22 protein-coding genes are annotated in these 24,821 nt (G+C 61.4%); 14 read left to right on the forward strand and 8 right to left on the reverse strand.

Annotation, left to right across the window (positions count from 1 at the left end; translation table 11 throughout):
* Nucleotides 1-33 precede the first annotated feature (33 nt).
* Entirely contained in the window at nt 34-972 is a 939-nt protein-coding gene (locus HB676_RS20655) for an SMP-30/gluconolactonase/LRE family protein (RefSeq protein WP_213739937.1), read from the reverse strand.
* Nucleotides 973-1,262: 290 nt separating this feature from the next.
* On the opposite strand from HB676_RS20655, the gene HB676_RS20660 reads away from it, so the two are divergent.
* Entirely contained in the window at nt 1,263-1,754 is a 492-nt protein-coding gene (locus HB676_RS20660; RefSeq protein WP_213739939.1) for a hypothetical protein, read from the forward strand.
* A 17-nt stretch (nt 1,755-1,771) separates the two neighbouring features.
* Here the strand turns inward: HB676_RS20660 and HB676_RS20665 are convergent, their stop codons facing one another.
* From HB676_RS20665 to HB676_RS20680, 4 genes are all read right to left on the reverse strand, one after another.
* The gene (locus HB676_RS20665; RefSeq protein WP_213739940.1) at nt 1,772-2,515 is read right to left on the reverse strand and encodes a response regulator; all 744 of its coding nucleotides are present in this window, start codon (nt 2,513-2,515) and stop codon (nt 1,772-1,774) included.
* A 12-nt stretch (nt 2,516-2,527) separates the two neighbouring features.
* A complete protein-coding gene (locus tag HB676_RS20670) occupies nt 2,528-4,270 on the reverse strand; it encodes a DUF3369 domain-containing protein (protein ID WP_213739941.1) in 1,743 nt (580 codons plus the stop codon).
* Nucleotides 4,240-6,234, reverse strand: coding sequence for an ATP-binding protein (locus HB676_RS20675; RefSeq protein ID WP_213740221.1), 1,995 nt, complete (start codon nt 6,232-6,234; stop codon nt 4,240-4,242). The genes HB676_RS20670 and HB676_RS20675 overlap by 31 nt, the downstream gene beginning before the upstream one ends.
* Nucleotides 6,235-6,331: 97 nt before the next feature.
* On the reverse strand, nt 6,332-7,327 hold the full coding sequence (locus HB676_RS20680; RefSeq protein ID WP_213739942.1) for a TRAP transporter substrate-binding protein DctP: 996 nt from the start codon (nt 7,325-7,327) through the stop codon (nt 6,332-6,334).
* 355 nt (nt 7,328-7,682) lie between these two features.
* Between HB676_RS20680 and HB676_RS20685 the strand changes: the two genes are divergently transcribed.
* The 8 genes from HB676_RS20685 to HB676_RS20720 all read left to right on the forward strand — a co-directional run bounded on the left by HB676_RS20685 (nt 7,683) and on the right by HB676_RS20720 (nt 15,832).
* A complete protein-coding gene (locus HB676_RS20685; protein WP_213739943.1) occupies nt 7,683-9,299 on the forward strand; it encodes an ABC transporter substrate-binding protein in 1,617 nt (538 codons plus the stop codon).
* 77 nt (nt 9,300-9,376) lie between these two features.
* Nucleotides 9,377-10,387: an ABC transporter permease gene (locus HB676_RS20690; protein ID WP_213739944.1), complete on the forward strand. Its 1,011-nt coding sequence runs from the start codon at nt 9,377-9,379 to the stop codon at nt 10,385-10,387.
* Nucleotides 10,384-11,286: an ABC transporter permease gene (locus HB676_RS20695; RefSeq protein ID WP_213739945.1), complete on the forward strand. Its 903-nt coding sequence runs from the start codon at nt 10,384-10,386 to the stop codon at nt 11,284-11,286. The genes HB676_RS20690 and HB676_RS20695 overlap by 4 nt, the downstream gene beginning before the upstream one ends.
* Nucleotides 11,287-11,309: 23 nt before the next feature.
* Nucleotides 11,310-13,052 (forward strand): ABC transporter ATP-binding protein, encoded by a 1,743-nt coding sequence (locus HB676_RS20700; RefSeq protein WP_213739946.1) that lies wholly within the window; start codon nt 11,310-11,312, stop codon nt 13,050-13,052.
* 57 nt (nt 13,053-13,109) lie between these two features.
* Entirely contained in the window at nt 13,110-13,292 is a 183-nt protein-coding gene (locus tag HB676_RS20705; protein ID WP_213739948.1) for a DUF4089 domain-containing protein, read from the forward strand.
* A gap of 7 nt (nt 13,293-13,299) precedes the next feature.
* Nucleotides 13,300-14,697, forward strand: coding sequence for an AtzE family amidohydrolase (locus tag HB676_RS20710; protein WP_213739950.1), 1,398 nt, complete (start codon nt 13,300-13,302; stop codon nt 14,695-14,697).
* Between the two features lie 2 nt (nt 14,698-14,699).
* Nucleotides 14,700-15,098, forward strand: a complete 399-nt coding sequence (hpxZ, locus tag HB676_RS20715; RefSeq protein WP_213739952.1) for an oxalurate catabolism protein HpxZ — start codon at nt 14,700-14,702, stop codon at nt 15,096-15,098.
* Nucleotides 15,095-15,832, forward strand: a complete 738-nt coding sequence (locus HB676_RS20720; protein WP_213739954.1) for a GntR family transcriptional regulator — start codon at nt 15,095-15,097, stop codon at nt 15,830-15,832. Before hpxZ ends, HB676_RS20720 begins: the two co-directional genes overlap by 4 nt.
* Nucleotides 15,833-15,933: 101 nt before the next feature.
* Here the strand turns inward: HB676_RS20720 and atzF are convergent, their stop codons facing one another.
* The 3 genes from atzF to HB676_RS20735 form a co-directional block, all read right to left on the reverse strand.
* The gene (gene atzF / locus HB676_RS20725) at nt 15,934-17,721 is read right to left on the reverse strand and encodes an allophanate hydrolase (protein WP_213739956.1); all 1,788 of its coding nucleotides are present in this window, start codon (nt 17,719-17,721) and stop codon (nt 15,934-15,936) included.
* Between the two features lie 436 nt (nt 17,722-18,157).
* Nucleotides 18,158-19,018, reverse strand: coding sequence for a hypothetical protein (locus tag HB676_RS20730; RefSeq protein WP_213739958.1), 861 nt, complete (start codon nt 19,016-19,018; stop codon nt 18,158-18,160).
* A 110-nt stretch (nt 19,019-19,128) separates the two neighbouring features.
* Nucleotides 19,129-20,412: an NAD(P)/FAD-dependent oxidoreductase gene (locus HB676_RS20735; protein ID WP_213739960.1), complete on the reverse strand. Its 1,284-nt coding sequence runs from the start codon at nt 20,410-20,412 to the stop codon at nt 19,129-19,131.
* A gap of 259 nt (nt 20,413-20,671) precedes the next feature.
* Between HB676_RS20735 and HB676_RS20740 the strand changes: the two genes are divergently transcribed.
* From HB676_RS20740 to HB676_RS20760, 5 genes are all read left to right on the forward strand, one after another.
* Nucleotides 20,672-21,424, forward strand: coding sequence for an SDR family oxidoreductase (locus HB676_RS20740; protein WP_213739962.1), 753 nt, complete (start codon nt 20,672-20,674; stop codon nt 21,422-21,424).
* Between the two features lie 36 nt (nt 21,425-21,460).
* Nucleotides 21,461-21,904, forward strand: coding sequence for an SRPBCC domain-containing protein (locus tag HB676_RS20745; protein ID WP_213739964.1), 444 nt, complete (start codon nt 21,461-21,463; stop codon nt 21,902-21,904).
* 9 nt (nt 21,905-21,913) lie between these two features.
* Nucleotides 21,914-22,330 (forward strand): GFA family protein, encoded by a 417-nt coding sequence (locus HB676_RS20750; protein WP_213739966.1) that lies wholly within the window; start codon nt 21,914-21,916, stop codon nt 22,328-22,330.
* Nucleotides 22,331-22,361: 31 nt separating this feature from the next.
* Nucleotides 22,362-23,249, forward strand: a complete 888-nt coding sequence (locus HB676_RS20755) for a sigma-70 family RNA polymerase sigma factor (protein ID WP_213739968.1) — start codon at nt 22,362-22,364, stop codon at nt 23,247-23,249.
* Between the two features lie 296 nt (nt 23,250-23,545).
* Nucleotides 23,546-24,718: an ABC transporter substrate-binding protein gene (locus tag HB676_RS20760; RefSeq protein WP_213739970.1), complete on the forward strand. Its 1,173-nt coding sequence runs from the start codon at nt 23,546-23,548 to the stop codon at nt 24,716-24,718.
* The last annotated feature ends 103 nt before the right edge of the window (nt 24,719-24,821 follow it).

Here is a 24,821-nt window from a genome sequence, read left to right on the forward strand (position 1 = left end):
GTTTCCCGATCCAGTAGGCAGGTATTCCGCGGCCTATTTCCGTTCGCTACAGGCCCGGAGACAGGTTTCACGGCCCGGGCGGTCGGTACGGAATGACTCAACGAACCCGCCTTTGCGCTGTGTCACAAAAACCGTCTTTCCGTCAGGGCCGCCAAAGGCGAGATTGGTCGGCTCCCTGGCATTAAGCGGTATTTCCCGCTTCAATTTCCCCTGCGGATTCAGCACGGCGATGGTGCCTTTGAGGATTCGTGCCACAAACAGGTCTCCGGCGGTGTCGGTGCGCAGGCCGTCAATATCGAAATCGTCGAATCGCTTCACGAGTGTCGGCGAGAGAAGGTGGCTGCCGTCGATCCGGTACGACCAGATTTCTCGCGTATCGGACTCGCCGACATAGAGCGTCTTGCCGTCCGGGCTGAGATCGATCCCGTTGGTGGTGCTCATATGGCGATCGGCGATCATTCGTTCTCCGGTAACGGCGCCGTCGGAGGATTTCCCAATCCGCCAGACCTGCCCGTCGTGCTGCTTCCAATGGGGGTCGCTCGCATAGATCGTGCCGTCCGTCGCGATCGTCATATCGTTGGGCTGATTGAAATCGTCGGAATGGAAATAGGTTTCGACGTCTTTCCCGTCCGCGCTGACCAGGAAGATATTATGCTTCTTGTAGTCGGCGACGAACATGCGGCCGTCGCGATCGAAACGGATTGCATTTCCCACGCTGCCTTCGGGCAGGACCGCGAACAGTTCCGATTGCGAGGCGCCAGCCGGCAGTTTCCCGATCGTGCCGGGCTTGCCGAAATTGACGACGTAGAGATTTCCGCTTCCGTCGACAGCCGGTCCTTCGATACCGAATGTGTATTCGCCGGCCGGCGTGACTTGCCGGCTTTGGAATTTGGCTTCCTGCGCGATTGCGCACGATGCGGTGATCCAGCAAACGGCAAGCTCGCAAAAGAACAAGAATGTTTTGTTCAACATCGTCACCGTTCGCGTCCGAGCACACCCCGTTCAGGTACTGGTTGGCCGGACAGGTGATGCGGCTGCGGGTCGGCGCTTGCTTACGAGCTTTTCGACTTGAATTGCGCCGCATTCGTGTCTGTGCGGCTTTGGAACCTGCTCTCGTCTCTCGTCCCGGAAATCTTGTCCCGGAAAAATGTGCGCCGGCCAAAAAGCTCACAAAATCCTAACAATGTGTCATGTTGTAACGCTACCTATGGTTTTGTTATGACAAGCCCACCAATTTGTGCCTCGGTCCATGGAGCGTTGATATGACGAAGCTGATCTTGAAAACATCGAGGGCCATCTTTCTCATCGTTATCCTCGGTCAATCCGCTGCCTCGGCGGCGCCCGCGAGCACATCGGGGGCAACGGCTCTCGCGGTCGCCGCGGTGGTGGCTCGGTATTCGCCACTTCTAAGCGCCTATGAGCAAAGGCTGATCGCGGGAATATTCGACGGCAACGTTAAGTCTCACGACAAACGGAAATTGTCGGTCACCGCCGAGAGCGTTACGTGCAGGATCAGCAACGTCGCCATCGCCGAACGAAGTTGCGAACTGACTTTCAAGAAAGGCAAGCGCAGCCTGAAGGGCCGCGAGGCCAATGAGCTTTACGCCACGTTGGGTTCAGCGGGCGTCGTTGCAGAAGGTGCGGCCGGCTCGATGATTGAAGGCGTCACCAAACTGAATTGCACGCTTGATCCTGCCGTGATCAAGGACAATTCCGGCGGGGGTGCCGACTGCTCGTTTGCCACGAGCCAGTAATCGCGCAAGATTTCACGTCAGGTCTTGTCGCCGGATGGCGAGAACAGATATCCGCCGCCCCGGATAGTGCGGATGACCGCAGGCTTGGTCGGGTCCGGTTCGATCTTGCGCCGGATCCGCATGATGCGCAGATCGACCGCGCGGTCGAAGGCTTCGCTGTCGCGTGCGTTCGCCAGTTCCAGCAGACGCTCGCGTGACAGCACCCGCTTCGGGTTGGCCGCGAATACTTTCAGCAGTCCGAATTCGGAAGCCGTCAGCGGATGCTCGTTACCCTCGTCGTCGCGCAATGCCTGCGCCTCGAGGTCGAGCCATTTGGTTCCAAACCGCACCAACTGGTCCTTCGCCGCTTTCGGCGCTGTGGCTTCAGGCGCTGTGGCCTGCGCCCGCGCCGGAGCGCTGCGCCGTAATACCGAGCGGATTCGGGCCATCAATTCGCGCAATTCGCAAGGCTTTGCGACGTAATCGTCGGCGCCGAGTTCCAGCCCGACCACGCGATCGATCGGGCTTGCGGTCGCCGTCAGCATGATGACGGGGACATTGGTGCGGCTTTTCAGGTCGCGAATGATGGAAAGCCCGTCTTCCTCCGGCATGTTCAGGTCGAGCACGACGAGATCGGGCACCGTGACCTCGATCGCGCCGCGCAGGCTCTTGCCGCCGTCGCACAGCGTCACGGTAAAGCCGTGCATCTTGAGATAATCGCCGACCATCTCGCGGGCCGGCGCCTCGTCGTCGACTATGATGATGTGCTGACTTTGGCTCATGTCATTCTTCGATCATGCGTCTGTCGCGGGCAATGTGACGGTGAAGGTGGATCCCTGTCCCGGTCCGGCGCTATCGGCCGTGACTTCGCCGCCATGCATGTCGATAATGCGCTTGACGATCGATAAACCGAGACCGGTCGAGCTTTCGCCGCCGGTCGGCTTGGCGGAAAGCCGCTGGAACCGGCCGAACAGCCGTCCGAGATCTTCGGGCGACAGGCCGGCGCCTTCGTCGGCGATGCGGATGATGGTGTTGTTCTTCTCGTGACTCACCAGCATGGTGATCTTGCCGCCGATCGGACTGTATTTGATGGCGTTGCTGATGAGATTGTCGATCGCCTCGCGAATCCGGTCGGCATCGCACATGGTCACGATATTCGGCGGCGCCGACACCGTAATAGTCTGCTGCTTGTTGACGGCCGATGGCTGGTTGGCATCGGCGACTTCCCGGACCAGGCCCGCGACATCGACCGGCTCACGGCGGATGGTGATGTCGAAGGCGTCGGCCATCGCGTCCGAAATCAGGTGATCGACCATCGAGGTCAGCCGCTTTGTGGCATCGCGAATGTGTTCGACCTGCGAGGTAACGCTCTCCTTGGACGAGCCGGCGCCGATCAATTCGGTCAGCATTTCGGTGCGGCCGAGAATGACGCCGAGCGGGTTCTTCAAATCGTGGGCGACGGTGCCGAGAATTTCGTTCTTGAAGCCGTTGGCGCGCTGCAGCCGCAGCCACTGCGCGGACAGTCTGCGATTGGCCTGCATCAGCGCGCGGGTGCGCTGGGCGACGCGATCTTCTAGCTGCGTGTTGGCTTCGTGCAGTTGCTGATACAGAATGACATTGTCGAACGCGATCGAAAGCCGGCTGCCGAAAATCTCGACCAGCGAGCGGTCGGTTTCGGACAATTGGCGCTCGGCCTGCAGCAGCACCACCACTTCGCGTCCGCTGCCGGTGCGAATGTAGAGCACGGTGCGGTGGTCGAAGAATTCGTGCTTGCGGCGCCTGAAGGCGGCTTCCACCATCGAGCGTAAATCTTCGTCGAGTGATTTGGAGCTGGCCATCCCGATAAAGCGGCTGTAGCAGCCGGAGCCGGCCAGTACGGAAAAGTCGTCGCCGATCACACCGCCGTCGCGCAGCACCAGAATGCCGGCGCAATCGACGTTCAACAGAGACGCGATCTGCGTCAGCACGCCTTCGGCGAGCCGCTGCATGGATTTGAAGTCGTACAGGGTCGAGGCGGCATCGATGATGATTTCCAGCCCGCGCCGGGTCTGGACCATGCGCTCGAGCTGCTGGTAGCTGCGAAGCGCCGCGGTCAGCGAAGTGAACAGCTTGTCGGCGGTGAGCTCGGTCTTCGCCTTGTAGTCGTTGATGTCGTATTGGACGATCACGCGGCGCTCGGGCGCCTGCCCGGGCTGGCCGGTGCGCAGGATGATACGGACGGTTTCATTCCCGAGTTCATTGCGGATATATTCGACCAGATCGAGGCCGGCCGCGTCGGTTTCCATGATGACATCGAGCAGCACGGCCGCGATGTCGGGATGGGCGCGCATCAAGGTCCGGCCCTCGGCGGCCGAATAGGCCGACAGGATCTCGAGCGACTGCCCATTGAGATTGTAGTCGCTCAGCGCAAAGCGGGTGCCTTCATGTACGGCCTGATCGTCGTCGATGACGGCGACCTTCCACTTGCGCGCTGTCGACGTTTCCGGAGCGGTTCCGGTATCGTCGATCAGGTGGAGGACATCGTCCTGTTCGGCCATTGGGCAGTCCCGTCACTTGCTGAGTCTTCGATCGCGGAGCCGCCTTTGGCGACCCTTGGTATAATAATGCGAAAAGTGGTGCCTTGTCCCAGCCTTGAATCCAGCATCATCCGGCCGCCAAGCTGCTGGGTCACGAGATTATAGACAATATGCAGGCCGAGGCCGGTCCCGCCCTCATTGCGGCGGGTGGTAAAGAACGGATCGAAGGCCTGCCGCTGCACGTCCGGCGACATTCCAGCCCCATCGTCCGCGAAAATGATCTCGACGTCGTCATTGCCGCGGGGGCGTCCGGAAATCGAGATCGTCCCCGAGCGCCCGTCGCCAAAGGCGTGATTGGCGGCGTTGAGGAACAGATTGGTCAGAATCTGGCCATAGGAGCCCGGGTACCCGTCGATCATCAGGCCTTCCGGCACCTCGACCGAAAGGGCGATCGACGCCTTTTTCAGGGCCGGCCGCAGGCTGGCGATGATCTGGTCGGTCGCCTCGCTCAGGCTGAATTGGCGGCGTTCGGCATGCGAGCGATCCACAGCGACCTGTTTGAAGGACTGAATCAGCTCACCGGCGCGATGCAGATTGCTGACCAGTTGCTGGGCGGCATCGCGCGAGGTTCGAACGAATTCCTCGAGTTGGGATCGCCGCAGCCCGGTTCCGGAATTGACCTCGGCCTCGAATATTTCGGTACGGCGCGCAAAACTGGAGGCGACCGTCAGGCTGATACCGATCGGGTTGTTGACTTCATGGGCGACCCCGGCAACCAAGCCGCCCAATGCGGCCAGACGTTCGGCGTCGATCAGGTTCTGCTGCGCTGCGTTCAACTCATGCAGGGCGTTCTCGGCCTTCTCTTTGGACGCGCGCAATTCGTCTTCGGTCTTGCGCTTGGCAATGGCGTTTTCGCGAAACACCTCGACCGCGCGCGCCATCGCGCCGACCTCGTCCTGGGCGGTCGTTCCCTGGACGCGCTTGTTGTAATCGCCCGAGGTGATCGCCTGCATCGCCGTCATGATCTGCTGCAGCGGCAGGCGGATGCTGAGCGCGATCACGACGCCCGCGGTGATGATGATGCCGAGAAAGATCACCGCAATCGACAACACCTTGCGGGAGATGTCGGCCAGCGTCCGGTCGAATGTCTCCTGCGCTTTCTGCTCGCGCTGGCGCATTTTAATCGATAGCTCGTCGACGGTGCCGCTGGCTTCGGCCTGGCTGGCGTCGATCACATCGCGCAGCAGTTCGGTTCGGGCCGCGAGTTGCTCCGACAATCTCGTCAGGCCGTTTCGCAGCGCCGCCGCCCGCGCATTCAATCGCTGCAACGCCATTCGCTGCAGATCATTGTCGGCAAGGTCGGCCATGACCGGGATGGTCTGTTCGATCGTCCCGGTATTGCGGCGGGCTTCCTCGGCGGAGGCAGTCGCCAGCGAAAGATAATAGGCGTTGGCGGCGACCAGCATCGCAGTAAATGCTTCGCGGGATTTTCCAAGCGACGGCCAGATCAGGGCATCGCGGTGCCCCGTCGCGCCCTCGATGATCGAGTAGAGTCCGGCCATGTCCCGCGCCGGGGTCAGCACCTCGTCCTCGTAGGTTTTTGAAATGGTCGCCTGCACGTCGCGCAATTCGCCGAAACCGTTGAGGAAGCGCTCGGTAACGCGCTCAAGCTGCTGCACCGATCCCGACAGCACCGGATCGGTTGAGGCGCGCGTGGTCAGGGTGCCGAGTACCGTCTCGCGCAGATGCGATATCTCGGCGAATAGTTCCGGGCTCGGCTGCGTGATGTAGCGATGGATCAGGTTCTGCAAATGGCCGGTTTCGCTTTCCAGCAGCGCCAGGATCTTGTCGGATTCCCGCACCTGCCGCACGTCGTCCCAGGCTGTGCCGAGCACCTGGACGCCATTCCAGATCATGGCGACCAGCACGACGACGACCGCCGAGTTCAGCGCCGCGATCGACAGGATGCGCCAGCGGATCGGCACCGCGCGGACCAGTCCAACGATGCGCGCGCGGCCTCGCGCGGCGAAACTCGCCGGCCGCTCCTCCACCTCGTTGTGCTGGGACGTTACTGCGACCAATTCAGTCCACCTTGCGAATGCGTTCGATCAACTCCGCGGCGGCGGGGTTGCGTCTTGCCTTGGTATAGATTCCATCCATCGCTGCCTCGAAAGGTTTGCGATCGAAGTCGGTGACGATTGTCACGCCGGCGCTTTCGGCCTGACGGCGCGATCGCTCTTCAAGATCCTTCCACTTCTGGCGCATGAACTGGCTCGACTCGAGCGCCGCCTCGCGAAAGATCTTGCGGTCCTCGGCCGAGAGGCTTTCCCAGGCCTTTTGCGACATCACCAGCACTTCCGGGCTCATCGCGTGTTCGGTGAGGGTGTAATAGCCGGCATATTTATAGTGGTCCGTGGTGACAAAGGACGGCCAGTTGTTCTCCGCGCCGTCGATCAGCTTGGTGGCAAGCCCGGTGCGAACCTGCCCGTAGGGCAGTTCGATCGGATTTGCGCCCAGCGCCTTGATCATGTCGGACATTAATTCGGACTGCTGCACGCGAAGCCTCAATCCCTTCATGTCAGCGACGGTGCGGACCGGCCGGACGCTGTTGTAGATCGACCTCGCGCCGGAATCGTAGAACGTCAGGCCGACAAATCCGTAAGGCTCGAAGCTGTCGAGAATGGAAGTGCCGATCGGTCCGTCCATCACCTTCTGCATGTGCTCGATGGAGCGAAACAGGAATGGCATCGCCAGCACGTTCATCGCCGGCACGAAGTTTCCGATCAGCGCAACATTGGTGCGGTTAAGGTCGATTGCGCCGACGCGGGTCTGCTCGATGGTCTCCTTTTCCTCGCCGAGCTGGCGCGAATGAAAAACACGGATCTGGTGACGGCCGCCGCTGCGCTCTGCGATCAGGCGACCCATGTACTGCAACGCTTCGACGGTCGGATAATCTTCGCTCTGGGTGTCGGCGGCGCGAAATTCACGCGCCCATGCGCCGGGGGGCACTCCCGTCAGAAGCAGCGCGAGGACCATTATTGTGGTCCGCCAAACACCGGCGCGGCTGTACACTGGCACTTCATCCCCCTGTAATGGTGTCGGTGATTGGAAAGAAAGGTTCAACACAGGTTGCAGAAGGCCCCCACGATTGCAGTTCCATCGCGACCATCGCAAGAGCGATGGTCGCGATGATATGGCAGTCCAATGATCGCCTAAGGAAAGAGCGATTTTAATATATGCCTATATAATGAGCAATTGCATTTCTTTGTATGCAATGATCAGGCCCCCGACAACACTGAATTGGCCTCCAGAGAATTCATAATCAAAGTCAAATCAGGGGTTTAGTGCCCGGGTAAGTTCCCATTAAGATTTGGCACGAACCTTGCGACATCTCCTCTCCAAAAGCCGATTTCCTCGTGCGTTGGAGCATCAGATGAAGCGCCGCGATTTTCTTAAATCCGTAACCGGCGTCGCCGCGGGAGCCCTGGTGCCTGCGCCCGCGATCTGGTCGGCCGCCAAAGCCGACGCCCGCTCGGAGACGTTGCTGGTCGTCACCGAAAACGGCCCCAACAATCTCGACATCCATGGCGTCGGTACCAACCGTTCCGGCTATGAGACTTCGTGGAATTGCTACGACCGGCTGATCAGCCATGAAACCAAGACGCTGCCGGATGGCACGCTGTCCTACGACCGCGACAAGTTCAAACCCGAACTCGCCGAAGACATGAACATCGGCGATATGTCGGTCACCTTCAAACTGAAGAAGAACGCGAAATTCCACGACGGCACGCCGGTCACCGCCAAGGATGTCAAATGGTCGCTCGATCGCTCCGTGACCGTCGGTGGCTTCCCGACGGTGCAGATGAAGGCCGGCTCGCTGGTCAACAAGGAGCAGTTCGTCATCGTTGATGACAGCACCGTCCGCGTCGATTTCATCAAGAAGGATCGTCTGACGATTCCCGATCTCGCGGTGATCGTGCCGAGCGTCTACAATTCCGAACTCTTGAAGACCAAGGCCACGGAAAAGGATCCCTGGGCACTCGAATACACCAAGAGCAACACCGCCGGCGGCGGCGCTTACAAGGTCACGAGCTGGAAGCCGGGAGTCGAAACGGTCTACGAGCGCCATGACGACTGGGTGGGCGGCAAATTGCCCCAGCTCAAGAAGATCATCTGGCGCACGATTCCCTCGCAGGGCAACCGCCGCGCGCTGATGGAACGCGGCGATGCCGACATTTCCTTCGATCTGTCGAGCAAGGACACGTCGGAGATGAAGAAGGCGAACAAGCTCGTCATCATCTCCAATCCGATCGGTAACGGCATGTACTGCGTCGAGCTGAACGTGAAGACCCCGCCGTTCGACAATCCGAAAGTCCGTCAGGCGATCGCCTATGCGCTGCCCTACCAGAAGATCATGGACGCGGCGATGTTCGGCCTCGCCAACCCGATGTTTGGCGGCCCGTCGAACAATGTCACCGATATCAGCTGGCCGGCGAAGACGGGCTACAGCGACGACATCGCCAAGGCCAAGGCGCTGATGGCGGAGAGCGGTGTGTCAAATATCGACACCACAATTTCTTTCGATCTTGGCGCCGGCGACATCTGCGAACCGATTTCCGTGCTGGTGCAGGAAGCGCTCGGCCAGATCGGTATCAAGACCGCGATCAATAAGGTGCCTGGCGCCAACTGGCGCAGCGAAATGGCCAAGAAGTCGATGCCGCTGATGATCAACTTCTTCTCCGGCTGGCTCGACTATCCCGAATATTACTTTTTCTGGTGCTATTCCGGCCAGAACTCGATTTTCAACACATCGAGCTACGTCAATCCGGACATGGATGTCCTGATTAACGGTGCGGCTGCGGCCGCGGCCATTGGCGACAAGGATAAATACGCCAAAGACGTCGAGGGCTTTATCTCGAAGGCCTACAACGAGGTGCCTCGCGTTCCGCTGTTCCAGCCGCTGCTCAACGTCGCAACGCAGAAGAACATCTCAGGCTACGCCTATTGGTTCCACCGGCAACTCGACTACCGCTCAATCGTCAAGGGCTGACGCGCACTATCACAACGGAGGCGCGGAGCAATCGTATCGCTTCTTAACGCGGTTCGGGAAATTTGGGGCAGAAGACCATGTTGACGATCGCAAAGCGTCTGCTGACGGTGATTCCGACCCTGATCGGTGTCGTGATCGTGACATTTCTGTTGACCCGCGTATTGCCGGGCGATCCCGCGGTTTACTTCGCCGGACCGGCCGCCACGCCGCAGTCGATTGCCGAAATCCGCAAATCGCTGGGGCTCGACCGGCCGCTGCCCGACCAGTTCGCGCACTACGTCAATGATCTCGCGCATGGCAATTTCGGTAATTCACTGTCCACCGGCCGTCCCGTAGCGACCGAAATCTCCAGCCGATTGCCGGCGTCGGCGGAGCTGACGTTGTCGGGATTAATTCTCGCAATCGTCATCGCGGTGCCGCTCGGTATTTTCGCGGCGGTCAAACAAGGCTCTTTCATCGATCATCTATGCCGGGTGATCGCCACCGCCGGGGTTTCCTTGCCGGTGTTCTTTACCGGTCTGCTGTTGGTTTACATCTTCTATTTCAATCTCGGCTGGTCGCCCGCGCCGATTGGGCGGCTCGATGCCTTTGCCACAGCGCCGCCTGATATCACCGGCTTCTATCTGATCGACAGCCTGATCACCGGAAATTTCGAGACTTTCCGCGCGTCGCTCAGCCAGTTGGTTCTCCCGGCGGTGACCCTGGCGGTGTTCTCGCTGGCGCCGATCACGCGCATGACCCGCGCCTCGATGCTGGCGATCCTGGCCTCCGAGTTCATCCGGACCGCACGCGCCAGCGGCCTCAACGACCGCACCGTCATCCTCACTTACGCTTTCCGCAACGCGATGCTGCCGGTGGTGACGACGCTGGGCATGGTGTTCTCGTTCCTGCTCGGCGCCAATGTGCTGGTGGAAAAAGTCTTCGCCTGGCCGGGCATCGGTTCCTACGCCGTCGAAGCGCTGCTGCAATCGGACTTCGCGCCGGTGCAGGGCTTCGTGCTGACCATGGCGGTGTTGTACGTGGCGCTCAACCTTTTGATCGACATGCTCTACGGCGTGATCGATCCGCGCGTGAGGCTTGAAGCATGACCGAAGCCAGTCTGACCGCCGTGCCCGTCGTGGAGGCCCAACCGAAGCCTCCTACCAACTCGATCTTCCGCCATGCGATCTACGTGGTGGCGGACAATCCGGTGACCGGATTGTCGTTCGGCCTGTTCGTGCTGATCGCGGTGTGCGCGCTGATCGGCCCCTACATCGTGCCCTACGACCCGCTCGCCAGCGATACTTCCGCGACCCTGCAGTCGCCGTCGCTGCACCACTGGTTCGGAACCGATTTGCTTGGCCGCGATATTTTCAGCCGCGTGCTCGCCGCAACCCGTCTCGACTTCACGATTGCGGTCGCGTCGGTGGCGCTGGTGCTGTTCATGGGCGGGCTGGCCGGCATCGCCGCAGGCTTCTTCGGCGGATGGACCGACCGCATCATCGGGCGCATCTCCGACACCATCATGGCGTTTCCGCTGTTCGTGCTGGCGATGGGCATCGTCGCCGCGCTCGGCAATACTGTGACCAACATCGTGATCGCGACCGCGATCATCAATTTCCCGCTTTATGTCCGCGTCGCACGCGCCGAAGCCAATGTGCGGCGTGAGGCGGGTTTCGTGCAGGCGGCGCGGCTGTCCGGCAATGGCGACTTCCGCATACTGCTGGTGCATATCCTGCCGAACATCATGCCGATCATGATGGTGCAGATTTCGCTCACCATGGGCTATGCGATCCTGAATGCAGCCGGGCTTTCGTTCATCGGTCTCGGCGTCAAGCCGCCGACGCCGGAATGGGGCATCATGGTCGCCGAAGGCGCGACCAACATTATTTCCGGCGAATGGTGGGTGGCGTTTTTCCCCGGCGGAGCGCTGATGATCGCGGTGTTCTGTTTCAATCTGCTCGGCGACGGCTTGCGCGATCTGGTTGATCCGCAACGAAGGACGTGACGCATGAAGTTCGGGAGCACGCCATGACTGCGCCAACGGCCGCGCTACCGCTGCTCGATGTCAGCGACCTCACGGTGGAATTTGCGACACGGCGCGGTATCGTCAAGGCGGTGCAGCACGTCAATATCGCCGTGGGCAAGGGCGAGACGCTGGGCATTGTCGGGGAATCCGGCTCGGGCAAATCCGTCACGTCCTATGCGGTGATGCGAATTCTCGACCGCGCCGGCAAGATCGCCGATGGATCGGTGATGTTCTCCGGAGTCGACGTCAAGGCCGCGACCGAGAGCCAGATGCGCGACCTGCGCGGCCGCGAAATATCGATGATCTTCCAGAGTCCCCGGCTGGCGCTGAATCCAATTCGCAAGATCGGTCACCAGATCGAGGATGTGTTGCTGCAGCATGTCCAGGTCGACCGCTCGCAGGTGACGGACCGGGCGATCGCGGCGCTCGAGCAGGTCAAGATCGCGCGACCGCGTGAGCGCTATCATGCCTATCCGTTCGAACTGTCGGGCGGCATGTGCCAGCGCGTGGTGATCGCGCTGGCGCTGGCCTGCAATCCGCAGCTTCTGATCGCCGACGAGCCGACCACCGGCCTTGACGTCACGACACAGAAGGCGGTGATGGACCTCGTTGTCGAACTGACCAAGCGCCGCGGCATGTCCACGATCCTGATCACGCATGATCTGGGATTGGCCGCGGCCTATTGCGATCGCGTGGTGGTGATGGAAAAGGGCCGCGTGGTCGAAACCGCGATGTCCGCCAACATCTTCACCAAGCCCGAACACGCCTATACCAAGAAACTGATGCGCGCGACGCCGCGGCTGGGCGTCTCCCTGCGCGATTTGCTGCCGGAGGAGGAAGCCGCGGCTCTTGCCTCAACGCCGTTGCCTGCGACGGCTGCTCCGGCTGAAGGCGAGGACAAGGCGAAAAAACCCCTTCTTCTGATCGAGAAACTCGTGAAGGAATATCCGCGCCAGGGCGACACGGCGACGCTGGGCAAACTGTTCGCGCGCAAGCCGGCGGCCGAGCCCGATGTGTTCCGTGCGGTCGACGGCATCAGCTTTTCCATCGCCCATGGCGAGAGCGTCGGGCTGGTTGGGGAATCCGGCTGCGGCAAATCGACCACCTCGATGATGGTGATGCGGCTGTTGGACCAGACCTCGGGCCGCATCATGTTCGACGGCGACGAGATCGGCGGTATCATGCCCAGCGCTTTCGCGCGGCTGCCGTTGCGCAAAAGCATCCAGATGGTGTTTCAGGATCCGACCGACAGCCTCAATCCGCGCTTCACCGCGGCGCGCGCGATTGCCGATCCGATCATGCAACTCGGCGATATCAAGGGGCGCGACGCCTTGCGTGCCCGCTGCGAAGAATTGGCGGGCCTCGTCGGTCTGCCGGTCAATCTGCTCGATCGGTTCCCGCATCAATTGTCGGGCGGACAGAAGGCCCGCGTCGGGATCGCGCGGGCGATTGCATTGCACCCAAAGCTTGTCATTCTCGACGAGCCGACCGCCGCGCTCGATGTCTCGGTGCAGGCGGTGGTGCTGAACCTGCTTCAGGATCTCAAGCAGTCGATGGGCATGAGCTATTTGTTCGTGTCGCATGATTTGAACGTCGTACGGTTGCTATGCGACCGCGTTATCGTGATGCGGACGGGCCGAATCGTCGAACAGGGGCCGTCGGAACAGGTCTTGGGCAATCCGCAGGATGCCTATACAAAGGAGCTGTTGACGGCTATTCCACATCCGCCGTTGCCGGTTCATTGAAGTTCCCGGCGGATGCGATAATAGTGACGGACAGTCCCGACGGAACACGGAACACTAATGGCTCCTGATTCACTGGATGATTATATCGACGCCGTGTCGAAAGCCCTGATGCTGCCGATCGATGATACCTGGAAGCCGGCGGTGCGGGCCAATCTCGAAGTGTCGCTGAAACTGGCGCGGCTGGTGGATGAATTTGCGTTGTCAGACGAAGCCGAGTCCGCCAGTGTCTTTGCAGCCTGATCCCGCCATGACGTCTAGCCTCGACGGATTATCGGCCTCGGACATCGCAACAGCCGTGAAGAGCCGCAAGCTGTCGGCGCTTAGCGTCACCGACGCTGCGCTGGCGCGAATCGCCAAACACGATCCGGTCCTTAATTCTTTTACCGATGTCACCGCTGAGCGCGCACGCGCCAAAGCGAGCGCGATCGATGTGGAGATTGCGGCGGGAAAAAATCTCGGCCCGCTCGCCGGCGTGCCGTTCGCGGTCAAGAACCTGTTCGACGTACAGGGCCTGTCGACCCGCGCCGGATCGAAAATCAACCGCGACCTGCCGCCGTCGTCACGCGACGCGACGCTGATCGAGCGCATGGAGGCGGCCGGCGCGGTCTTGGTCGGCGCGCTCAACATGGGCGAGTACGCCTACGACTTCACCGGTGAGAATATTCACGACGGACCTTCCCGCAATCCGCATGATGTGACGCGGATGACCGGCGGCTCGTCAGGCGGCTCCGGCGGCGCGGTCGGTGGCGGACTGGTGCCGCTGGCGCTGGGATCGGACACCAATGGTTCGATCCGCGTGCCTTCGTCGTTTTGCGGAATCTTCGGCTTGAAGCCGACTTACGGCCGGCTGTCCCGTGCGCGGTCGTTTCCATTCGTCTCGAGCTTCGATCACCTCGGCCCATTTGCGCGCAATGTCGGCGATCTCGCACTGGCCTACGATGCGATGCAGGGACCTGATCCTGACGATGCGGCGTGCACGACCCGGGCCGCCGAGCCGGTCGCCTCAATGCTGTCGCAGGATATCGGTAACTTACGGATCGCCCTTGCCGGCGGCTATTTCCAGAAGAACGTTTTTGCCGAAGCGGTTGAGGCAGTCGCGCGCGTCGCCAAGGGATTGGGCGTCACGCAGACCGTCGAAATTCCAGAGGCCGCGCGCGCCCGCGCCGCGGCCTATGTCATCTCCACGACCGAAGGCGCTTCGCTGCATCTCGATCGCCTGCGCCGGCGGCCTGATGATTTCGACCCGGCGGTGCGCGACCGCCTGCTGGCGGGGGCGATGGTTCCGGCGTCGCTGGTCGACCGCGCGCAGAAGTTTCGCCGCTGGTATCGCGCCCGGATGCTGGAGCTGTTTGCATCGGTCGATGTGATCATCGCACCGGCCACGCCATGCGTTGCGCCGAAGCTGGGGCAGGTGAACTTCCTGCTCGACGGCGTTGAATTGCCGGTGCGCGCCAATATCGGCATTCACACCCAGCCGATTTCCTTTATTGGACTCCCGGTGGTCGCAGTGCCGGTGCCGCTGGAGCCGATGCCGATCGGCGTGCAGATCATCACAGCACCCTGGCGGGAAGATATCGCGTTGCGCGTAGCGTACGCGCTGGAACGCAGCGGCGTGGTTTCCGCGCCGCCACCGAGAGGATTGTAGGAATGCAGGTCGATCTCCCCGACGTGCTCGCCGAAGTGACCGAGCAATTCGCGCGCTATGAAAAGGCGCTGGTGACCAACGACGTCGCGGTTCTCGACGAATTGTTCCGTCCGGATTCCCGCACGCTGCGCTACGGTGGCGGCGAAAACCTGTACGGCTATGACGAGATCATGGCGTTTCGCGCGGCGCGCCCGTCGACGGGCCTGATGCGCCGGACCGCGAGAACCGTGATCACGAGCTATGGCCGTGACACGGCGGTTGCCTCGACGCTGTTTTATCGCGACTCCGCGCCGGGCAAGGTGGGACGGCAGATGCAGACCTGGGTACGATTTCCCGAAGGCTGGAAGATCGTCGCCGCGCATGTCAGCGTCATCGTCGAACCGCAGGATCCATCGAAATGAGTCTTGACGATCTTCCGTCCAGCGCCTCCGAGCGTTCCGCCGCCGAACCCGAGACGGTGGTTCGGCGCGCCGGCCGCGCGGCTTCCATGCCGGACAAGATCACGCGCGCGGAGGAACTGCGCCTGCAACTGGCCGATGAAATCGTGCGCGGCGTGCTGGCGCCGGGCGCTGCCCTCGATGAAACCGACATCGCGACGCGTTTCAAGGTGTCGCGCACGCCGGTGCGCGAAGCGTTGCGTCAATTGGCGGCGAGCGGGCTGATCGATGCGCGGGCGCATCGCGGCGCGGTGGTGGCGCGGCCTTCGCTGGAACGGCTGACCGGCATGTTCGAGGCGATGGCGGAGCTGGAAGCGATATGCGCGGGTCTCGCCGCGGAGCGCATGCAGCCGGCGGAGCGGCACGGGCTGGAAGCGGTTCACGAGGAGTTGCGGGTGTTAAGTCACGCCGGCAATCCGGATCGCTTCCACGAGGTCAATGAGCGTTTTCACAACGCGATCTATGCCGGCTCGCAGAACACCTATATCGCCGAAATTACACTGGCGACCCGGGTGCGGGTGCAGCCGTTTCGGCGTGCGCAGTTTCGCAATCTCGGGCGATTGGCGAAATCCCATGCCGAGCACGACCGCGTCGTCGTAGCGATCATGCGCGGCGACCGTGTCGGCGCTGCCGCGGCAATGCGGGCGCATATCGAACTGGTGCGCGGCGAATACGAACTTTACGCGGTGTCGCTGTAGTTTCTCGACGTGGAGCGGGCGAAGAATTGGTGTTCGTGCCCTCACAGCGTCATTGCGAGGAGCCAACGGGTCGCGCGAATGCGCGCCCGATGAAGGGCTAATTATCCCGCCGCCACAAACGCGCGCCAACCATTAAAAGCCGAGATGTCGCGCGCGCCGTCGATGGCGGCAGGCTCGACGATGAAGCCTTTGACGTGGCGGCCGTCGGAAAGCACGATGGTGCCGATCGCCATCGGCGGCGGGATTGCGGCGACGAATTTGCCGAATGCGGCGGCCGAGAGCGCCCAGACTTCCAGCTCGATCGACGATCCCGTTCCCGCCGCGATGCGAAGCAGGCCGGGTTTCGGCGGCGTGGTGTCCAGTGCATAGAGCTTGTAGTCGGGAGCAGTCTTGGTTGGCTCCAGCAATCGTCCGCCGAGCGCCTTCAATTCGCTGTTGAGCACCATGCCCGAGAGGTGTGCGCCGACCACCGCAATGGCGATTTCATCGCCGCTGGCGCTGACCGGCAGGTCTGCCAATGCCGCTTGCGATACGGATCGGCTGCCCAGGGTCAATTTGGTATCGGCGTGAAACACCCGGCCGATGCTGGCGAGCTGTGCATCCTGACCGGCAGGCGCCAGGAGCGTGATGCCGAAGGGCGCATCGTCGGGACGGATGGAGGCCGGCACCGCGAGACCGCAGAGATCGAGCAGGTTGACGAAATTGGTGTAGGTGCCGAGCCGGCTGTTGAGTTCGATCGGATTGGCGAGCACCTGCGCGGTGGAATACACGGTCGGTGCGGTCGGCAGCACCAGCGCATCGATATTGGTAAAGGCGCGCTCGGCGATCCGGCGCAGCGTCTGTAACCGGTACAGGGCGGCAAACGTGTCGGCGGCGGTCAGCCGTGCGCCGCCGGCTGCGATTTCGCGCGTAATGGGGTGGATCGCATCGGGCGAGGAGGCCAAGAGATTGCGGATGACCAAATAGCGTTCCGCGACCCATGGCCCGTCATAAAGCAGCCGCGCAGTTTCATAAAACGGCTCGAGATCGAAGCCGACCAGCGTGGCGCCCAACGACGTCCAGCGCTTGAGCGCCTCGCCATAGGCAGCCTCCGCGGCCTTGTCGCCGAAGAAAATCAACTGGCCGTCGCGCGGCACGCCCAATCGCAGATTGGCTGGAAACGAAGCGACCGCTCCCAGCGGGCGGTTGCGTGAAAATGGATCGGCGCCGTCAGGGCCGGCCATCACGGCCAGCGCCGCCGTCGCATCATCGACGGTGAGCGCGAACACGGAAACGCAATCGAGCGTGCGGCATGCCGGTACCACGCCCGCGGTGGAGATCAGTCCAAGGCTCGGCTTCAGTCCGACGATGTTGTTGAGCATCGCCGGCACGCGGCCTGAGCCCGCGGTGTCGGTGCCCAGCGCCAGCGGGACGAGCCCGGTCGATACGGCCACGGCAGAGCCCGAACTCGATCCGCCAGGAATGAGATCGCCGCGCATTGGATTATTCGGAATGCCATAGGGAGAGCGCACACCGACGAGGCCGGTCGCGAACTGATCGAGATTGGTCTTGCCGATGATGATGGCGCCGGCCGCGCGCAGCCGCGCCACCGCAGTCGAGTCATGCGCCGGCGAATAGGAAAACGCCGGACAGGCGGCCGTGGTAGGCAATCCGGCGACGTCGATATTGTCCTTTACCGCGACCGGAATGCCGTAGAGGGGAAGCAGCGACGCATTTTTAGCGGCCAGGGCTTCGGCTTCCGCCAGCGCGTCTGCTTCATTGCGCAGGCTGATGAAAATGGCGGGATCGTTATGCTCGCGAATCCGCTGATAGCTGCGCGCGACAGTCTGCGCCGGCGTCATATGACCGGCGCGATGAGCGGCGAGGATGGCGGCGACCGTTTCCGTCACGCGAGGCTCCGATCGGAAATCAGCTTGGTCGGCAGTTGCGGCAAGGCGTGTCTCCGGATGCAAAGCATGGGGGTCGCAGGTTGAGGTCCGTCACGGCGGACCAGGCTCCGGGACTAGAATCCTTCCTCGATCGAAGCAAGCGGTGTGCCATTGTGTACATCGGAAATGCTGCTCTATTTCGAAGAGATAGACATTTATTTTCAAATGCTTGAACGAATTTCGGCGTTGCCATTGGACCCTCGGTAGAAATCCAATCCATGGCGGCTGCTTATTTTATGAGCAGGGCAATTCCGTGCCCACGGCCCACCCCTGCTGGCAGCAGATACCTTACCGGTGCATGCGGTTCGCGCGTCGCGCAAAACGTCGCATGATGACTTGGGGGTGGCCGCCGGACGCCAAGAGGCGTTGCGCGCGCAATCTCTCTGGCGCGCGCGAGCTATTTCTTCGCGGCCTTGGCCGCTTTGACGGCTTCGACTGTCTTGGCGTTCGAAGCCTGTTGCTGCGCAATCATGTGTTCGGCGACCAACTCGGCCGTAAAGCGGCTGATGGTGTCTGGATCGGTGATGATCGACTGCGTGTTGTTCTGCGCCTTGAATCCCGCGGCTTTGGTGTTGAACGTGCCGCCTACGGCCGCGCCTTCTCCCGAGACCGACCAGTTGGTCGATCCTTCGCCGGCGACCTTGCCGTCTGCGACGAAACCTTTGGTGTGGCTGATCTGGTGCGTGAGCGACTGACCGATCGCCACATGGGTGTTGAACAGCGCGAGGCTCGCTTTCCGGTCTGCATCCAGCAAGGCTTTCTCGTGCTTGCCGCCGGCCTGGCTCTTGTCCAGCGTCACCAGCATCGTGATCGTCGGGTCGACCGCAATCTTCTTCAGGATTTCGTTGAGTTCATCGTCGTCGAATCCGAACATGTTCAAATAGAGCGAGACACTGACCCGCGACAGGACGTGTTTGAGGATGCCGTGGACATCGTCGCGCCCGACATAGAACAGATGAAAGTCCTTGCTCGCCGTGGTCGCATAGACCTTCTCCTGCGTATAGGGCTGCAGGTCGAGCAGATCGAATCGCTGCAGGCTTACGGAGGGATCGTCGATCGCATTGGTAATGGTGGATTTGGGCGGGGTTAGCGGTGGCGCCGCGGTTGCTACCGGTGCCACGGGTGCGGGCGCGACGGGTGTCGGCGCTGATGAACTTGTTTTCGTGGCTGTCTTTTTAGCAGCCTGCTTTTTCGCAATCCGCTTTTTTGCGGCCTTCTTTTTCGATGCTTTCTTTTTGGATGCTGCTGCTTTCGCCATGGCGCCGCCCTCCTAAAGGTCTCTCCACGCTAGAGGCGCAAACGAGAAATTGTCAATCTATAATTGTGTTTCAAAAACGAACACGCCAGCGGCTTTCCTGATCGGCCGCATCACCGCACAACTTTGCTACTGCCTTGCGTGATCAGCCGCGCGGCGCGTTGATCGCGGGCATGGATCCATAGCCAGCTCATGGCGACGCTGAGCCGGTTGCGAATACCGATCAGGAAATAGATGTGGGCGATGCCCCATATCCACCAAGCGATGGTGCCGCGCAGTTTGAACGAACCGAAATCGATCACCGCCTTGCGCTTGCCGATCTGCGCCAGACTGCCCGCGTGCTGGTAGCGGAACGGCGCGGTTGTTTCGCCGCGCAGCCGCTTCCTGATGCAATCGGCGACATAGCGTCCCTGTTGCTTGGCGGCCGGCGCGATGCCGGGCACCGGCTTGCCATCCGCATCCGCAATCATCACGGTATCGCCGATCGCGAATATATCGGGATGGCCTGGAACGGTGAGATCAGGCTGCACTTCCAGGCGGCCGGCGCGGTCCGATGCCGCATTCAGCCATTCGGCGGCGGGGGAGGCGCGCACGCCGGCAGCCCAGATCAGCGTTTTGGATTGCAGGCTGTGACCGCCATACATGACACCGTCGGCCGAGCATTCGGTGACGGCCTGTCCCAGCACCACCTCGACGCCGATACTTTCCAGCGCGTGCTGCGCGTAAGCGGAGAGGTCGTCGGCAAATCCCGCCAGGACGCGAGGGCCGGCCTCGATCAGAACCACGCGCGCCTTCTGGGTGTCGATGTTGCGGAAGTCCGGCGGCAGCGTGTCCTGCGCCAGCTCGGCAATGGTGCCCGCGAGTTCGACGCCGGTTGGACCGGCGCCAATAATGACGAAAGTCAGCAGCGCGGCGCGCCGCTGCGGATCGGTCTCGCGCTCGGCGCGCTCAAACGCGACAAGAATTCGCCGCCGCAGCGTGGTCGCGTCCTCCAGCGTTTTCAGCCCGGGCGCGAACGGCTCCCATTCGTCATGGCCGAAATAAGCGTGGCGCACGCCGGTGGCGAGAACCAGCGTGTCATATGGCAGCGCGTCGCCATCATCGAGCAGCACCCGATGGCCGTCTGCGTCCACGCCGCTCACCGTCGCAAACAAAGTCGTGACTTCAGGCCGGCCGCGCAACAGATAGCGGATCGGCCAAGCGATCTCTGAAGTCGCCAGCGAAGCGGTCGCGACCTGATAAAGCAGCGGCTGGAACAGATGATGGTTGCGGCGATCGACCAGTGTGATCGAGACCGGCGCGCCGGCCAATCGATGCGCGGTTTCCAGCCCACCAAAACCGGCACCGACAATGACCACGCGATGGGGATGTTCCGTGCGGGATGGCTCTGTCGTCATGGGGGCCGCCTTCGATTGAGATTTCTCTGGCACCATCAATGTAGGCGTTTAACGACCCGCATCCAAGGGCGGTTTGCCAATCGATCGATCGCAAAACCGCATCGTTATCAGGATCATGCCGCGCATTCCGCGCTATCCGGCGAAGCCGCTTCGCGGGCTTGGGTCGATCCCCCAAAATATTTTCCCCAGACCGAATCCTTTTGCCGGGGCCGAACGTCTTGGGAGCGAGACGGAATATTGAGGAAAGGAACGAACTGCCATGGAGACCCTCGAAGGACAGAAAGTGGTCGTGACAGGCGGAAGCCGCGGGCTTGGGCTCGGCATCGTTGAAGCGCTGATAGCCAAGAAAGCGCAGGTGACGGTCGTTGCGCGCGACCCGGAGCGTCTTGCAGAAGTTTCAAGGCGGCTTGGCGTGAAGACCGTTCGCGGCGATGTCACCGATGAAAAGCTTGCGCGCAGCGTTCTCTCCGACATCAGGCCGTCGGTGCTGGTGCTCAACGCCGGCGTGGCGCCGCCAATGGGGCCGCTTCACGAACTCAGTTGGGAAAATTTCAACAGAGCGTGGGAGGTGGACGTGAAGGCGGGCTTTCACTGGATACAGGAAGCATTGCGCCTTCCATTGCCGCGCGGCAGCCGCGTGATCATCGCATCGAGCGGGGCTGCCCTGAACGGCTCGCCATTATCCGGCAGCTATGCCGGCGCTAAGCGGATGCTGTGGCTGATGGCGCTTTACGCCAATGACGTCGCCCGCAAGCTCGACCTCGGCATCCATTTCCAGGCGATTATTCCGCAGCAGATCATCGGAGACACTGCCCTCGGACGTGCCGCGGGAGAGGCCTATGCGAGGGGCAAGGGCGTCAGCGTCGAGATCTTCTTTGCCGGATTCGGCGCGCCGCTGCCGCCGCACAAGGTCGGCGACCATGTCGTGTCGATCCTCACCGAGCCGCGTTACGCGACCGGCGTGGCGTTCGGCATGAAGGGCGATCACGGCATCGTCTCGCTCGACGGCTGATATTTGCAAAAACCAACACAAGAAGGAAAATCGCAGATGGTTGATATTTTACACAAGGTCGGAATCAAATCGTCGTCGGTGAGCGATGTCTACAAGGCATTGACCACGCTTAAGGGTCTTTCCGCCTGGTGGACCAGCGACACCCAGGGAGACGGTAACGCCGGCGGCGTGCTGCTGTTTCGTTTTGGCAGCGGTGGTTTCGACATGAGGGTGCTCGAGCTTGATCCCGACAGGCGCGTGCTGTGGAAAGTGGTCGATGGGCCGCAGGAGTGGATCGGCACCAAAATAGATTGGGAACTGCGGCAAGAAGGCGACTGGACCATCATCCTGTTCAAGCATCAGGGGTGGAAGGAGCCGGTCGAGTTCATGCACCACTGCAGCACCAAATGGGGGGTGTTCCTGCTGAGCCTGAAATCCCTGCTCGAAACCGGCAAGGGAACTCCCTGGCCTGACGAAATCAAGCTCGATAGCTGGGAATAGGAAGAAGCCATGAGCGAGGCTTATACGGGCGGATGTGCCTGCGGCGCGATCCGCTATGAAATCTCTGCCGAACCGGTCTTCATGAATGACTGCCAGTGCCGCGACTGCCAACGCAAGAGCGGCACCGGGCACGGGTCCTATCTGACCTTTCCGGACCGGCGGCACGTAAAACTCGCCGGCGAAGCCGGGCATTGGGACATTGTCGGCGATAGCGGCCGTGTGAAGACACGCGCCTTCTGCCCCGCCTGCGGGTCGCCGGTGTATATGACGTTCACGGCGATGCCGGATTTGTTCACCGTGCATGCGGCGAGTCTCGACGATCCCGGCCGATACAAGCCGCAGGCAGTGACGTATGCTGGGCGTGGTTCCCCATGGGACCATCTCGATCCCGCACTGCCGAAATTCGACAAGATGCCGCCACGCTAGAACAAGATCATCAGGGGAATCTCGAGGCAGAATGAGTTCGATCCCGGAAGTATCGTCCGCCGACAATATCGAGCGCCTGCTGATCGCGATGCGGCCCCGGCTACATCGCTATTGCGCGCGCATGGTCGGCTCGGTGATCGATGGCGAAGACGTGCTGCAGGATGCGCTGATCAAGGCGGTGGAGGCGTTTACCTCCGCCGGATCGATCGCCAATCCCGAGGGCTGGCTGTTTCGGATCGCGCACAACACTGCGCTGGATTTCCTGCGCCGCCGCAACCGGCAGGAAGCGATGCGATCGGGCGAGGAGGTGGACATGATTGCCGACCCGGCCGATATCGTCGCCAGCCACGAGATCGCGCGTACCAGTCTGCGGACCTTCATGCGGCTGCCGGTGGCGCAGCGCTCCAGCGTCATCCTGATGGATGTGCTTGGTTGCTCGCTGCAGGAAGTGGGCGATGTGATGGATTTCAGCCTGCCCGCGGTCAAGGCGGCGTTGCATCGCGGGCGCACGCGGCTTCGCGAACTGGCGGATGAGCCCGACGATGCGCCGCGTCCGGAATTGTCAAAAGCCGAACGCGATCGGCTCGGTGCCTATGTCACATATTTCAACGCGCGGGATTACGACGCCATTCGTGCCATGATCACGGACGATGTGCGGCTCGATCTCGTCAACAAGGCGCGGGTCGCGGGCAAGGCCGAGGTGTCCCGGTATTTCGGAAATTATTCCAGGCTCACCGACTGGCATCTGGTGCCGGGATTGGTCGAGGGTCACCCGGCCATCCTCGTATTCGACCCCAACGAGGCCGCTTCCGCGCCGAAATATTTCATGCTGTTGCAATGGTCGGCAGACAAGATCGCGAACATCCGCGATTTCCGCCACGCCGACTACGTCATCGACGGCGCCGAATATCGCCTGTGATTTGGTGGATTCCCTCGATTGCGCCGGTCGGTTGAGCGAGCGCCGCCGCGGCGAAACCACGCGCGGCAACTGGCACTATAATTCTTGCCATTCGCAGCATCAGCGAACTATGGTGCAGGTCGCTGAGGGGAAAATGAGCCGAAGGTTCTAAGCTGAAGCTCCGGTTCGTGCTTGCTGCGGGCCGGAGATTTCGCGCACAAAACAGGTCACCCGCGGCGGAGGAATCCAGCAATGGAGCGCGGCGGGCTGCGTGAGCAGGGCGGGGCGGTTCCAAGATAACGAGGAAGGGAGCGAATATGAAATCGGCATTCTGGCTGGCGGGCGCGGCGGTTCTGGCGCTGGCAAATCCCGCGGTCGCGGCGGACAGCATCAAGATCGGGTTTGTCTCGACGTTCAGCGGGCCGACCGCCGTGATCGGCAACGACATGCGCAATTCGTTCGAGCTGGCGCTCGATCATCTCGGCCGCAAGATGGGCGGTCTGCCGGTTGAGGTGATCTATGAGGATGACCAGCAGAAGCCGGATGTCGGCAAGCAGAAGGTCGAAAAGCTGGTGCAGTCCGACAAGGTCGATTTCATCGCCGGCTTTATCTGGTCGAACGTGCTGCTGGCGTCGCTCAAGACCGCGGTGGATTCGAAGACTTTCCTGATCAGTGCCAATGCCGGACCGTCGCAGCTCGCCGGCGACCTGTGCTCGCCTTACGTGTTCTCGACCTCTTGGCAAAACGACCAGACCCCGGCCGCGATGGGCCTCTACATGAACCAGAAGGGCGTGAAATCGGTATTCCTGATCGGCCCGAATTATGCGGCGGGCAAGGATATGCTGGCCGGCGTGAAGAGCACGTTCAAGGGCGAGGTGGTGGGCGAGGAATACACGGTATGGCCAAGCCAGCTCGACTTCTCGGCCGAACTGTCGAAGGCGAAGGCGTCGAAAGCGGAATCCATCTTCGTGTTTTATCCCGGTGCGGCCGGCGTGCAATTCCTCAATCAATATGCGCAGGCCGGCATCAAGCAGCAGATCCCGCTCTATACGGCGTTCACCATCGACGAATTGTCGCTGCCTTTGCAGAAGGACAACGCGATCGGCGTCCCCGGCGCCCAGGAATGGGTGAACGATCTGCCCAATGAGGAGAACAAGCGCTACGTCGCCGACTATCGCAAGAAGTATACCGGGCTGCGTCCGACCTATTATGGCGCACAGGCCTATGACGCCGCGCAACTGATCAATAGCGCGGTGGTCGCGGTGAAGGGTGATACCAGCAAGAAGGACGAGATGAAGGCGGAGATGGAGAAGGCGAACTTCAAGTCGCTGCGTGGTCCGTTCAAATACGGCAACAACCATCTTCCGATTCAGAATTTCTATCTGCAGGATGTGGTCAAGGATGCCGACGGCGCACTGGCGCTGAAAACCGTCGCGACCATCGTCAAGGACGACCAGGATCGTTTCCACGACAAATGCCCGATGAAATGATCGTCAATCCTGCTTAAAACAGCAGCGGCGGCGTTCGCGCTGCCGCTGTTTCCTGTCGGCATAGGTTTTGCAATCCCTTGTCATCTAGAACCGTGCGGCGATC

Source organism: Bradyrhizobium sp. dw_411 (assembly GCF_018449695.1).
Taxonomy (GTDB): domain Bacteria; phylum Pseudomonadota; class Alphaproteobacteria; order Rhizobiales; family Xanthobacteraceae; genus Bradyrhizobium.